Source organism: Niveispirillum irakense DSM 11586 (genome assembly GCF_000429645.1).
Lineage (GTDB): Bacteria > Pseudomonadota > Alphaproteobacteria > Azospirillales > Azospirillaceae > Niveispirillum > Niveispirillum irakense.
On record NZ_KE386933.1, the window covers coordinates 924,904 to 938,146 of the forward strand.

13 protein-coding genes are annotated in these 13,243 nt (G+C 61.1%); 3 read left to right on the top strand and 10 right to left on the bottom strand.

What is annotated here, in order from left to right:
* Positions 1-4: 4 nt before the first annotated feature.
* From accB to G473_RS0118370, 3 genes are all read right to left on the bottom strand, one after another.
* Positions 5-466 (bottom strand): acetyl-CoA carboxylase biotin carboxyl carrier protein, encoded by a 462-nt coding sequence (gene accB / locus G473_RS0118360; protein ID WP_029014300.1) that lies wholly within the window; start codon positions 464-466, stop codon positions 5-7.
* A gap of 38 nt (positions 467-504) precedes the next feature.
* Positions 505-963: a type II 3-dehydroquinate dehydratase gene (gene aroQ / locus G473_RS0118365; RefSeq protein WP_029014301.1), complete on the bottom strand. Its 459-nt coding sequence runs from the start codon at positions 961-963 to the stop codon at positions 505-507.
* A 136-nt stretch (positions 964-1,099) separates the two neighbouring features.
* Positions 1,100-1,873, bottom strand: coding sequence for a DsbA family protein (locus G473_RS0118370; RefSeq protein WP_084438297.1), 774 nt, complete (start codon positions 1,871-1,873; stop codon positions 1,100-1,102).
* A 229-nt stretch (positions 1,874-2,102) separates the two neighbouring features.
* Here G473_RS0118370 and G473_RS0118375 point away from each other — a divergent pair, with 229 nt between their 5' ends.
* Positions 2,103-3,671 carry a response regulator gene (locus tag G473_RS0118375; RefSeq protein ID WP_029014303.1) on the top strand — a complete coding sequence of 523 codons (1,569 nt, stop codon included), beginning with the start codon at positions 2,103-2,105 and terminating at the stop codon, positions 3,669-3,671.
* Positions 3,672-3,686: 15 nt separating this feature from the next.
* Here G473_RS0118375 and G473_RS0118380 read toward each other — a convergent pair whose 3' ends face one another.
* The 3 genes from G473_RS0118380 to dprA all read right to left on the bottom strand — a co-directional run bounded on the left by G473_RS0118380 (position 3,687) and on the right by dprA (position 8,396).
* Positions 3,687-4,283, bottom strand: coding sequence for a hypothetical protein (locus G473_RS0118380; RefSeq protein WP_029014304.1), 597 nt, complete (start codon positions 4,281-4,283; stop codon positions 3,687-3,689).
* A 225-nt stretch (positions 4,284-4,508) separates the two neighbouring features.
* A complete protein-coding gene (gene topA / locus G473_RS0118385; RefSeq protein ID WP_029014305.1) occupies positions 4,509-7,235 on the bottom strand; it encodes a type I DNA topoisomerase in 2,727 nt (908 codons plus the stop codon).
* Positions 7,236-7,280: 45 nt separating this feature from the next.
* Positions 7,281-8,396 (bottom strand): DNA-processing protein DprA, encoded by a 1,116-nt coding sequence (gene dprA, locus G473_RS0118390; protein ID WP_035707690.1) that lies wholly within the window; start codon positions 8,394-8,396, stop codon positions 7,281-7,283.
* Between the two features lie 115 nt (positions 8,397-8,511).
* Here dprA and G473_RS29530 point away from each other — a divergent pair, with 115 nt between their 5' ends.
* Positions 8,512-9,144, top strand: coding sequence for a lysozyme family protein (locus tag G473_RS29530; protein WP_051330427.1), 633 nt, complete (start codon positions 8,512-8,514; stop codon positions 9,142-9,144).
* A 165-nt stretch (positions 9,145-9,309) separates the two neighbouring features.
* On the top strand, positions 9,310-10,683 hold the full coding sequence (locus tag G473_RS0118400) for an aspartate aminotransferase family protein (protein WP_029014307.1): 1,374 nt from the start codon (positions 9,310-9,312) through the stop codon (positions 10,681-10,683).
* A 74-nt stretch (positions 10,684-10,757) separates the two neighbouring features.
* Here the strand turns inward: G473_RS0118400 and G473_RS0118405 are convergent, their stop codons facing one another.
* From G473_RS0118405 to G473_RS31110, 4 genes are all read right to left on the bottom strand, one after another.
* Positions 10,758-10,988: a DUF3126 family protein gene (locus tag G473_RS0118405; RefSeq protein ID WP_029014308.1), complete on the bottom strand. Its 231-nt coding sequence runs from the start codon at positions 10,986-10,988 to the stop codon at positions 10,758-10,760.
* Positions 10,989-11,105: 117 nt separating this feature from the next.
* Entirely contained in the window at positions 11,106-12,113 is a 1,008-nt protein-coding gene (gene gap, locus G473_RS0118410) for a type I glyceraldehyde-3-phosphate dehydrogenase (protein ID WP_029014309.1), read from the bottom strand.
* Between the two features lie 300 nt (positions 12,114-12,413).
* Entirely contained in the window at positions 12,414-12,713 is a 300-nt protein-coding gene (locus G473_RS0118415) for a type II toxin-antitoxin system RelE/ParE family toxin (protein ID WP_029014310.1), read from the bottom strand.
* Positions 12,710-12,832, bottom strand: coding sequence for a hypothetical protein (locus tag G473_RS31110; RefSeq protein ID WP_281169936.1), 123 nt, complete (start codon positions 12,830-12,832; stop codon positions 12,710-12,712). The genes G473_RS0118415 and G473_RS31110 overlap by 4 nt, the downstream gene beginning before the upstream one ends.
* Positions 12,833-13,243: the final 411 nt, after the last annotated feature.

The window sequence follows — 13,243 nt, forward strand, 5'->3', positions numbered from 1 at the left end:
CGGATCACTCAATGATCAGCAGGGGCTGGCCGAACTCGACCGGCTGGGCATCGGAAATCAGGATTTCCGTCACGGTGCCGCCCTTGGCAGCCTTGATCGGGTTCATGACCTTCATGGCTTCGATGATCAGCACGGTCTGGCCGGCCTTCACCGTATCGCCCACCTTCACGAACGGGGTGCCACCCGGTTCGGAGGCGGCATAGGCGGTGCCGACCATCGGGGATTTCAGCGCGCCGGGATGCTGCGCCGGCGACGCAGCAGGGGCGGCTGCGGCAGCGACCGGGGCTGCCGCCACGGCAACGGGCGCCGCCGGCATGGCATAAGCCGCAGGGGCAGCGACCGGGGCGGCGCGGCTGAGCCGGATGCGGCGTTCGCCTTCCGAATATTCCATTTCCGTCAGGCCCGACTCCTCAAGGAGTTTGGCCATGGTACGCACGAACTCGGCATCCAGATCGAAGCTCGACATGGTCTTCTTAACCTTATCCAATGGCTTGTCTTTGTTCATCACGGCCGCGGCATGGTTCCGATCAGGCGAGATGCCGCCTGAAGGGCCAGGATATAGCCGTGCGAGCCAAGACCGCATATGACCCCCCGCGCGACCATCGACACATAGGAATGGTGCCGGAAGGGTTCGCGACGGAAGATATTACTCAGATGAACCTCGATGACCGGCAGGTCAACCGCCGAGAGCGCATCCATGATGGCCACCGAGGTGTGGGTATAGGCCCCCGCGTTCAGAATGATGGCGTCCTGCCGGTCGCGTGCCTGCTGGATCCATGTCACCAGTTCCCCCTCATGGTTGGACTGGCGGAAATCCAGGGCAAGGCCAAGGCGGTCAGCCTCGGCCCGGCAGATCGTTTCCACATCGGCCAATGTCTCCGATCCATAGATCTGCGGTTCACGGGTGCCGAGCATATTCAGGTTCGGCCCGTTAAGCAGGAGGATGGAAGGCGGGTTGGCCAAGGAGGAAAGCCCCATTCTGGTCGTCGGTAAAAGCGGGCCGGTTATATCACGGCTACAGAAAGGGGCAATGGCCCGCAAACAGCAGGCCGCACCGCGCCCCCCGATGATCGGTGATGTCGCTGTTCAGCCACCGGGATCAGCCGGCCTTGTCCGCTTTCTTCGCAGCGCGGGCGCTGGCGAAATAGTCAGCGAACTGGCTGGCATCGATGGCGCCGGGGATCAGGGTATCCCCAATCACGAAGCCGGGGGTGCCGCGGATGCCCAATTCCCGCGCCAGCGCGATATTATCATCAATTTCCTTCTGGATCGCAGGATCCCCCATATCCTCTTCCAACTTCTTAATATTAAGCCCTACATCCTTGGCAACATTGCGAATTGCATTGGTGTCCAGGCGACCTTCATGGGTCATGAGCGCGCTATGGAACGCCTCATACTTACCTTGACGGTTGGCTGCCAGGGCGGCGCGTGCGGCTTCGCTGGAGGAAGCTGCCAGGATGGGGAACTCTTTATAGATGACCTTGACCTTGCCATCCTTCTTCACGGCTTCCTTCCGCTCCGGGTGGCTGCGTTTACAATAGCCGCAATTATAATCGAAAAATTCCACCAGGGTGATGTCTCCTTTGGGGTTCCCCCCGACAGGCCCCGTTTTCTCCAGCGCATCCCGATTCGCTGCCAGGGCTGCGACCTGGCTTGCCTCCGTCGCCGCTTGCTCTTTCTTTTCAAGCGCGTGGATCGCCTCCAGGATCACTTCCGGATTGTTGACCAGATAGTCACGGACGATTTTCTCAACGGCAGCCTTGTCCAGCGGTGCATCGGCGGCCGTTGCGGGCAGGGCCCCCATCATGAGGGCAATGGCGCCTAGGGCACTGCCAGCAGCGAGGCGTCGCAGGGGGGGAGAGAGAGAACGCATGAGTCAGATTCCGTATAATGGTTGCGCGCACGATGCGTCCGGGCGCCTGGAACTGCAACATCCGACTGGATGGGCCGCGCCATTTCATGGGGGCTGGGTGCGATTTCAGCCTTTGTCGACAATTTTCACGATAAACTGGCAGTTAGATGATATCGGGCTGTTCAGTTTTCACCCCTGATGAGGGCATAATCACCGCAGCATTCGCAAAGCCGGGATGGATTGGGCGCCCATGGGTATGAACGACGATGACTTCCTGTTCAGGGAAGAAACGCCGGAGCATCCTGCGGGGGCGTCTGCCATTCCCATTCAGCCATGGTTGATCCTGATCGTCGATGACGATCCTGAAGTTCACACCATGACCCGGCTTGTGATGAAGAAATTCACCTACCGGGACCGACCAGTACAGTTCCTGTCCGCTTACTCAGCGGAAGAGGCCCTGCAAATTCTCCGCAGTGATCCTGGCATCGCCATGATTCTGCTGGATGTGGTGATGGAGACAGATGATGCTGGCCTGAGGTTGGTGCCGCGCATCCGCGATGAACTGAAGAACGAACAGGTTCGTATCATCCTGCGCACCGGACAGCCAGGCCAGGCTCCGGAAGATGATGTCATTCGCAGCTATGATATCAATGATTACAAGGCCAAAACGGAACTGACGGCCCAGAAGCTGGGAACCGCCACGGTCGCGGCCTTACGATCCTATGAACATATTACGGAACTGATCCGATCCCGCCGGGGCATGGAGCGGATCATTGAGGCGTCTGGGAATCTGTTTACCTTGCGGGCCCTGGACTATTTTGCCGAGGCCCTGCTGCGGGAACTGGCGCGGGTTCTGGACCTGCCGTTGGATGGATTGGTTTGTGTACCCCGTGGCAATGCCCGTACCGACGCGCAGATATTGGCGGCGTCCGGGCGCCATGAGGGGATGGCCGGCCTGCCGCTGGCCCATAGCGTCGATGCGGGGCTGGCTGCCCGAATCATGGCTGTGCTGAATAATGGCGCCCATTATTACGACGAACAGAATCTGATCATCTGGTTCCCTACCGCGGATGGTCGGCATGCCGCCGCCTGCCTGCATACCGGCCGCCGGCTGGACCGGCTGGAACGCCGATTGGCAGAGGTGATGGCCGGTAAGATTGCGGTTGGGTTTGATAATATCCAGCTTTACGAACAGATTAAGCGTGCCCACAAGGCAACGGTCATCGCCCTTGCCGGGATGGCAGAATATAAGGACCCGGATGGTGGTGGAGACCATGTCTTAAGGCTGTCGCGCCTTGTGACGGAAATCGCCTTCGCCATGCGGTCGCAGCCGGAAGGGGCGGCGCTGATTGATGACGAGTTCCTGGACCTGATTGCCATGGGTTCCATGCTGTATGATATCGGCATGGTCGGTGTTCCGGATCGCGTGATCATGAAGCAGAGCGTGCTGGACGAGGAAGAGCGGCGCCAGATGGAAATGCACTGTGAACGCGGTGCGACCATTCTGGAAAAGGCTTCCCGCATGGTGGAGGGCAGCAATTACCTCTCCTTTGGCGCCAGCATCGCCCGGTTCCATCAGGAGCGATGGGACGGATCCGGTTACCCGCGCGGCGTGAAAGGGGCCGATATCCCGCTGGCAGCGCGTATTGTCGCTGTAGCCGATGTCTATGATGCTTTGACCCACCGTCGCACCTGGCGTCCTGCGGTGCCTCTGGCCGAGGCTTTACGCATGATCACCGATGGGGCGGGCACCCAGTTCGACCCCGCTGTGGTGGAGGCTTTCTTCCAGGTGATGAAGTTGCGCGGCCGAATGCGTTAAAATGCAGGTGTCCGGTTACCCGCCGCCAAGATGTTCTGGCGGCGAGGGAAACATGGGGTCAACTTCCCCCATCGGTCGGCCATAAGGGTCCAGCACCGCACCGCCACGGCCTGAATCATATGAATCACCGCGATAGCGACGGCGGCTCTTATATTCCATGTCGCTCTGTGACACGGATACGGACATGCCGAACCCGGTTGTGGGGCAGGGATTGGGTGGATAACCGGCGGCAAGCGCCCGGTCATCCCGGCCATAAGCCAGTTCCGCCCCGACATATTTGCCGCTGACACCGCCCATGGCGACGCCGGCTTCCACCGTTTTGCGAACACGACAAGCGGGATCAGCGGCCTGCGCCGCGGGATCTCCAGCCATGGGCATCACCGGCAGGGGCTGTGTTTCCGCCGCCCTGGCGCCGGGGGTGGTGCTGGCAGTGGCTGGATTATCGAGACGGACCCATCCGTTGACGGTGCCGGGCGTGCTGGCGCTGGCGGGCGGGGCAGCACTGGTGTTGTTGCCGGCCCCTGCCACTGTTTCCTGTGCCCATACGGCCGGCACTATCGGGGACACAATAGTCAGTAGCAGCAGGCCGGTATTGAGGGGCAGGAAGCGCATGGCAACTCCAGGATAAAAGGCTGGCTTGAAACTTACACGCAAACAGGCCGCTTGTCCTTGCGCCTGATCGTGTAGTTCCGGAAAGGTTACACCTCCCGCCGTATCGGGTGTTTCAGCGGGCGTGAAACCAGTTGCGCCGTCCAGACAGGGTCAAGCGTCCTTGAACCGTGCTTCATGAGAGAAGCATGGTTCAAGGACGGGCCCGCGTTGCTGCGGAGCGAAGGATCAGGACGCAGCTTTGGTTGTGCGGCTGCGCGCCGGGCTTTTGGCCACAGCCTTGGTGGCTGTCTTGGTCGTCGCCTTTGCGGCGGCCGTCTTTGGTGCCGCCTTCTTGGCAGCAGGCTTATCTGCCGTTTCCGTCTTTGCGGCGGCCTTGCGAGCGGGGGCCTTCTTCGGCTTCTCGGCAGTCTCGCCCGTGTCAGCGGCGGCGGCCCCCTTCTTGGCGCTGTCCTTTGCAGCCTTTGCAGCCAGCAATTCGACAGCCTGTTCCAGGGTCAGCGTATCTGGTGACTGCGCCTTGGGGATACTGGCGAACAGCTTATTATGCTTCACATAGGGCCCGAAGCGGCCGGAGCCGATGCTGATCGGCTTGCCATCCTTCGGGTGGTTGCCCAATTCACGGCCAGCGACCGCCTTCTTGGCGAGGTTATCGCCCAGCAGCATCACGGCCCGGTTCAGCCCGATGGTCAGCACATCATCGTCGGCTGGCACGTTCTTGTAAGCATCGCCATGCTTCAGATAAGGGCCGTAACGGCCAATACCGGCCTGGATTTCCACCCCGGTCGTCGGGTGCATGCCGACGCTGCGGGGCAGGGACAGCAAGGCCAGGGCCTTTTGCAAATCCACGTCCTGCGGGTCCATTCCCTTAGGCAGGGAAACCCGTTTGGGCTTGGCTTCCTTCGTCGCTTCTGCCCCCAACTGGACATAGATGCCATAGGGGCCGCGTTTCATCAGCACGGCCAAGCCACTTTCCGGATCAATGCCCAGGTCGCGGTCGGCATCAGCCTCACCCTCTTCCCCGGCGACGGCGAGCGGGCGGGTATAGCGGCATTCCGGATAGTTGGAGCAACCGATGAAGGCACCGGTCTTGCCCAGCTTCAAGGACAGCCGGCCGCTGCCGCAGGTCGGGCAGGCGCGCACATCAATGGGCTGGCCATCGGCGCCGATGCGGCTGGGGAAGAAGTGGGGGCCCAGCGCCTCATCCAGGGCATCCAGCACCTGGGTGATGGTCAGATCCTTGGTGCCATCAATGGCGGCGCGGAAATGCTGCCAGAAATCACGCAGCACCTCTTTCCAGTAAATGCGGCCACCGGAAATATCGTCCAGCTTCTCTTCCAGCGCCGCCGTGAAATCATACTGGACATAGCGGTTAAAGAAGCTTTCCAGGAAGGTGGTGACCAGCCGGCCGCGATCTTCCGGCTCAAACCGCCGCTTCTCCAGCCGCACATAATTGCGCTCCTGCAGCACTTGCAGGATGGAGGCATAGGTGGAAGGCCGGCCGATGCCCAGCTCTTCCATCTTCTTCACCAGGCTCGCCTCCGTATAGCGGGGCGGGGGCTGGGTGAAGTGCTGGTCGGATTTCAGGGTACCGCGGGTCAGGTCGTCGCCATCTTTCATCGGCGGCAGGCGACGGTTATCCTCCTCGTCCCCTTCATCATCCTTGTCTTCCTGATAGACCTTCAGAAAGCCATCGAACCGGACAATGGAGCCGGTGGCGCGGAAAACGGCTTCGGCGCCCTTGGACATGATGTCTACGGTCACCTGATCCATGATAGCGCTGGCCATCTGGCTGGCGACGGTACGCTTCCAGATCAACTCATAAAGCCGCAACTCGTCCTTATCGAGATAACGGCTCATCTGGTCTGGACGGCGAAACAGGTCGGTCGGGCGGATGGCCTCGTGCGCCTCCTGGGCGTTCTTGGCCGCGGTCTTATAAATGCGGGGCTTTTCCGGGACGTAGGCATCACCCCAGGTCTGGTCGATCAGCCGGCGCGACCCGTCGATGGCTTCCTGGCTCAAGGACACGCCATCGGTTCGCATATAGGTGATCAGGCCAACCGTCTCACCGCCAATATCCACGCCCTCATACAGCTTTTGGGCCGTGCGCATGGTCTTGACGGCGCCGAAGCCCAGCTTGCGGCTGGCTTCCTGCTGCAAGGTAGAGGTGGTGAAGGGCGCATAGGGATTGCGCTTCACTTCCCGCCGCTCCACCCGGCCGACCTTGAACAGCATCGGGCGGATGCGGGCCAGGGCGGCCTCTGCCTGTTCCTTGTTGGTCAGGCTGAATTTCTCCAGCCGCTTGCCATCCAGCTGGGTCAGGCGGGCGGTGAAGGTGGAACCGTCGTGGGTTTTGAACTCCGCCTCAATCGTCCAATATTCTTGCGGTTTGAACGCCTCGATCTCGGCTTCCCGCTCGCAGATCAGGCGGAGCGCCACCGATTGCACGCGCCCGGCGGACCGGCTGCCTGGCAGCTTGCGCCACAGCACTGGCGACAGGGTGAAGCCCACCAGATAATCCAGCGCGCGACGGGCCAGATAGGCCTGAACCAGTTCCTGGTCCACGTCGCGCGGCTTGGAAATGGCATCCAGCACCGCGCTTTTGGTGATCTCGTTAAAGGTGATGCGGCGGATTTCCCGGCCCGCCAGCCGCTTTTCCTTCAGCAGTTCCTGGACATGCCAGGCGATGGCCTCACCCTCTCTGTCAGGGTCGGTTGCGAGGAAGACGCGGGTGGCACCCTTGACGGCACGGGCAATCTCATCGACATGGCGCTTGGACCGGTCACCCAGTTCCCAATCCATCTCGAAATCCTCGTCCGGCCGGACGGAACCGTCTTTCGGCGGCAGATCGCGGACATGGCCGAAGCTGGCCAGGACGGTGTAGTCCTGTCCCAGATATTTGTTGATCGTTTTGGCCTTGGCCGGGGATTCGACGATGACGACACTGCCAGCCACTGAAGGACCCGCCTTTCACGCGACGCTTGACGAAGAGAGAGCCGGTCAGATCAGGCTGATCCGACCGCCAGGATGACGCTGCAGCCGGCCTGCCAGTTCCATTTCCAGCAGCACGGTCATCACCACCCCGGCAGACAATTGGCAGCCACGGACCACTTCGTCAATGAGAACCGGGGTTGGCGACAGGCCTTCCGATATCACAAGGCGTGCCCGGCGCAGCTCTGCATCATCTTCTGCAATTGAAGGTGGTGTGTGGAACGGTCCCCCACCAGGTTCCGCCAGGGGTGTATGGGCTGCGGCCCGCAGGGCCTGGATGATGTCATCTGCCCCCTCCACCAGGGCCGCCCCTTCCTTGATCAGCCGGTTGCAGCCCTGGGCCCTGGGGTCGGCGGGGGAGCCGGGAACAGCGAAAACATCGCGGCCCTGCTCCAGCGCGAAGCGTGCCGTGATCAGCGATCCCGACTTCAGCGCCGCTTCCACCACCACAACCCCAAGGGAGAGGCCGGAAATCAACCGATTGCGCCGGGGGAAGTGACGGGCCTGCGGTTCTGTGCCGAATGGTGATTCGGCCAGGATAACGCCCCGCTGGGCCAGATCATGGTACAGGCCGGCATTTTCCGGTGGATAGATAATGTCGATCCCGCCGGCCACCACGGCGGCTGTGGCCTTGGCGATGGCGCCCTGATGCGCCGCCGTGTCGATTCCACGCGCCAGGCCCGACACGACGGTGAAACCGGCATCGGCCAGATCATGGGCCAGCCGTTCCGCCATCTTGCGTCCGGCGATGGAGGCGTTGCGCGCGCCGACCATACCGACACAGGGGCGCGACAGCAGGGCAGGAAAGCCCAGCACAGACAGAACGGGGGGCGCATCATCGATGGCAGCCAGGGCTAAGGGATAATCCGCCTCGCCCCGGCAGATCAGGCGCCCGCCCGCCCGATCAAGGGCGGCCAGTTCCCGTTCCGCCTCCGCCTTGCCGGGAATACGCAGGGGCTGCTGGCGGCCGCCACGTCGGGCCAGGTCCGGCAGGGCTGCCAGGGCGGCGGTGGCATTGCCGAACCGCTCGATCAGACGGGCGAAGGTGATGGGGCCGACATTGTCGGAACGGATCAGGCGCAACCTGTCCAGACGTTCGGCGGAGGAGAGGTTTTTTGATTGCATGTTGGTATGGTTCTGCAATCCCGTGGCTGGTGTCAATGGTAATGCCCGCTTCGGTTGATGATGACTTGCTATTTGTGCTACAAGATAAAGTGAAGCATCAGACATATGGCCCGCCATGGCGATCCCGCAGCAGAGCATCGACTTCATCATCAATGAGGAGACGGGCGGGGAGGGCTATTACAATGCCGTTGCCTGTCATCCCGTCTGGCCGGGTGGTATCTCTGGCATCACCATTGGCGTGGGCTATGATCTTGGCGAAAATAGCCTGCAGGCTTTTCAGCAGGCTTGGGGCGGAGCGCTGCCAGCCGCTGATATCACGGCCTTGACACCAGCCATCGGTATCAAGGGTGGCTCTGCGGCGGCGGATACGCAGCTTCAGCAGCTTGTCCACCAGCTTTCTGGAATCAGCATTCCCTGGGCCGCTGCCAACGATATTTTCGCGGTCAGCACTCTGCCGCATTATGAGGCGATGACGCTTGCCACATTTCCCGGCCTGTCGGGGCTAAACGGGCTCTGCATCGGGGCCATGGTCAGCTTGGTTTATAACCGGGGCACGTCGCTGGCCGGTCCCTCGCGGACGGAAATGGCGACCATCCATAATTTGATCCAGGCTGGGACCCCCGCCGGTGTGCCAGATCAGTTCCGCGCCATGACCAGGCTCTGGCCCACTGTGCCCGATCTGCAGAAGCGCCGACAGGCGGAAGCCGACATGTTCCAGCAGGGGCTGGACGCGATGGGTATCGCCTGACGACACCGTGCGCGTTATGATGTTCCCATGATTTCTCAAGGCCTCACCCGGAAGGAAGAGATGTTGTTGCGCTGCGCCCGGATTGGGTTCAACCCGCCGGCGTGATCCCTGGCTGTTGCCGCCGTTGCCGCGCTTGCACATCTCACTTTCTCTGGAGCCTTTCTCATGTCCGGCCCCGATACCGCTGAACTGAAACGCCTGTCCGGCGCCCATCACTGGCACCCGTTCACCGATCATAAGGAACTGGCGGCCCTGGGTGGCCCCCGCATCATCACCCATGCCGAGGGTGTGTGGCTGACCGACAGTGCCGGCCACCGCATCTTGGATGCCATGTCCGGCCTCTGGTGCGTCAATGTCGGCTATGGAAGACGGGAACTGGCGGAGGCGGCTTTCAGCCAGTTGAACGATCTCAGCTTCTATCACGGCTTCTTCAAGACCACGACGGAGCCGACGGTGCGGCTGGCGTCCAAGCTGGCGGAACTGACACCGCCAGGCCTGTCCCGCGCCTTTTTCGCCAATTCCGGGTCAGAGGCGAATGACACCATCATCCGCATGGCCCGCCATTACTGGGCGCTGAAAGGCAAGCCCGGCAAACGTTTCATCATCGGGCGGGAGCATGGCTATCATGGCAGCACCATGGCCGCCATTTCCCTGAACGGAATGAAGGTGATGCATGAGCAGGGCGGCCTGCCGCTGCCTGGATTCGCCCATGTCATGACCCCTTATCCGTTCGAGGGCCAGGGCGAGATGAGTGCCGAAGCGTTCGGCCGGCTGGCGGCCCGCGCGGTGGAAGAAAAAATCCTGGAACTGGGTCCGGAAAATGTCGCTGCCTTTATCGGGGAACCGATCCAGGGGGCGGGCGGGGTGATTATCCCGCCAGAAAGCTATTGGCCGGAGATCAACCGTATCTGCCGCGAGCATGACATTCTGCTGATCGCAGATGAGGTGATTTGCGGTTTTGGCCGGCTGGGTCACTGGTTCGGCAGCCACCGATACGGCATCACGCCGGATTTCATGACCCTGGCCAAGGGCATCACGTCGGGTTACGTGCCGCTATCAGCGGTGATGGTCGGCGACCGGGTGGCGGAAACCCTGATCGAAGAAGGCGGGGAATTCTATCACGGCTTCACCTATTCCGGCCATCCGGTGGCCTGTGCCGTGGCGCTGGCCAATCTGGAATTGATCGAGCGGGAAGGGCTGGTCGCCCGCGTGCGGGATGATATCGGCCCCTATCTCTTGTCCCGCCTACGCACCCTGCTGGCTGATCACCCCATTGTGGGAGAAATCCGGGGGGAGGGCATGATCGGTGCTATCGAGATCGTGAAGGATCGGCGCACGCGGGAACGATTCTCCGGCAACGGCAAGGCGGCGCTGATCGCCCGGGACCATTGCTTCCAGAATGATCTGATCATGCGCGGAGTGCGGGAGAGCCTGGTTTTCGCCCCGGCTTTCACCCTGACGCACGATGAAGCGGACGAACTGGCGCGCCGGGCCAAGCAGGCGCTTGACCTGACGGCGCGGGATTTGGGCGCCTTGTAAAAGGCGCCCGGCCTGTATGGCCCCTTCTGCAAGGGGCAGACAGGGAAGGGCGGGCGGATAACCCGCCTGCCTGATTACTTCTTCGCCGGCGCGATATTCGGCAGGTCTTCCGACAGGATGGTCATGTTGAAGGCGTAGGACACATCGCCATCATCTTCGTCACGATACAGCGTGCCGATGAACTCTTCGCCGATCATCACCTCAACCGGCTGGCCCTTCTTGGCCGGCGGCGCGACGGTGATACGGTCATTGCTGAAATTGCGGCGCAGATAGGCCTGCAGGCGGGCGATCTCGTTGGGGGTCATCTTTTTGCCTTTCGGTTTTGCGTGTTCTCTTGAAACACCAAGGGCGCCGTCCGGTCAACGGACGGCGCCCCCATATTGGCGGGATGGTGCCTTGCACCATCCGGGTCAAAGGTTTTTTCAGCCAGCCTTGGCCATGGCGATGACGGTATCGCCCATGCGGTTGGAGAAGCCCCATTCATTGTCGTACCAGGTCAGGATACGCACGAAGTTACCTTCCATGACCTTGGTTTCATTCAGCGCGAAGATCGAGCTGTGGCTGTCATGGTTGAAGTCGGTGGAAACCAGCGGCTCGGCGTAGGCGCCCAGAATGCCCTTCAGCGGGCCATTGGAGGCGTCGACGATCAGCTTGTTGATCTCTTCCACGCTGGTGTTGCGCTTGGCGACGAACTTGAAATCGACCACGGAGACGTTCGGGGTCGGCACGCGCAGAGAGGTGCCGTCCAGCTTGCCCTTCAGTTCCGGCAGCACCTTGCCCACGGCCTTGGCGGCACCGGTGCTGGTCGGGATGATGTTCAGCGCCGCGGCGCGGGCGCGGTGCAGATCCTTGTGGAACGTGTCCACGGTGTTCTGGTCACCGGTATAGCTGTGGATGGTGGTCATGAAACCATGGGCGATACCGACACCCTGGTTCAGCACATGGGCCACCGGGGCCAGGCAGTTGGTGGTGCAGGACGCGTTCGACACGATCTTGTGTTCGGCCGTCAGCTTGTCATGGTTCACGCCATAGACAACCGTCAGGTCTTCGTCGGTGGCGGGGGCGGAGATCAGCACCTTCTTGGCGCCAGCGGTCAGGTGCTTGGAAGCAGCCTCGCGCGAGGTGAAGATGCCGGAGCATTCCAGGGCGATATCGACGCCCAGTTCACCCCAGGGAAGCTGGGCCGGGTCGCGCTGCTGCACGGAACGGATGGTGTGGCCATTGACGACCAGATTGCCGTCAACCACTTCCACCGTGCCGGGGAAACGGCCATGGACGCTGTCATACTTCAACAGGTGGGCATTGGACTTGGCATCGGCCAGATCATTGATGGCGACGACCTCGATATCGGTCCGGCCGCTTTCATACAGGGCGCGCAGCACCAGGCGGCCGATACGCCCGAACCCGTTGATCGCAACTTTAACAGCCATGTTTTCCTCCGATTGAACAGCGTGACCGCCGGCTATGACGGAACGCCGATGAGCGCAGATGGCCCATGCTCCAAAGCCGAATTAACCTTTGATCCGCACGGGTACAAGGGCGCAACCGTCCCTTCCGCCATGCGTGAAGTGCACTGGTTATAGCTTAGTTTTTTTATGAACCCGCCGCAATTCAGGTAACAGCGTTACATGAATGACTCTTTCGGAGCAGGCTTTGTGCGGGGTGACGGGTGCTGGTTGGGTTGGCCGATATTTCCTCAGTTTCATGACGAATATCGCCTATCCCCCCATCTAATCCGATAAAAGGTTAATATCCCGACCGCCATACAGCACATCGTCGATAAAGACCACTTCGTCATCAAGGTGATAGGCGATGGTGACCTTCCGTCGAAATATTGAAATCCGCAGGTTCGGGCGGATATCGTCGCGCCGAACGCCACGCAGGGGGAAGATTTGCAGCCTCATGCAATGGGCATGGATCGCCATTGTAAAATCCATTGCACGATCTCGACCGGAGCGTTCTTCGATATAAAGGTAAATCCGCGCCAATGCGTCCAAAGCTTGGGGCATGAAGCGGACGGTGTGATTCATCTGCTATGCAGGGCCTTGAGATGGTCCAAAACCTGTTCACCCGACAGGGCGGCAGTTGGATTGGCCCTTGCTGCATCGACAATGGGGCCGACCCGGTCACGCAGCCATGTTTCCAGCATAAAATCCCCATCCTGATAAAGGCGCAGGGCCTCGCTTACAGCGCGGGCCTGTGATGGGTAGGCCCCAGATGTCACCAACTTATCCAGGAGGGCCGCGTCCTCTTCAGGCAATTCCAGGATCACTCTGCGCGTGGCACCCATCTGGCTATTCCACCGTCAAAATCCTACATGGCCCTATCATACACCGTGTCGCCTCCGGTGTCCGCCAGGATCCGGCTTGAGGATAATGGCTTGTACCAACCTCTCTTGATCGTGACCGATAGAGAAAGGTTTCGCGTTCCCTCACTCGCCGGGTGGGCGCATCCGCGCCCTTGGCACACGGCGCATGAACGCCGGGCCGGCAGTCGCCGGCCTCCAAACCGCCCGAAGATCACCCTATAGGCACTTCGTATTATCAGCCGCTGCTCCCTC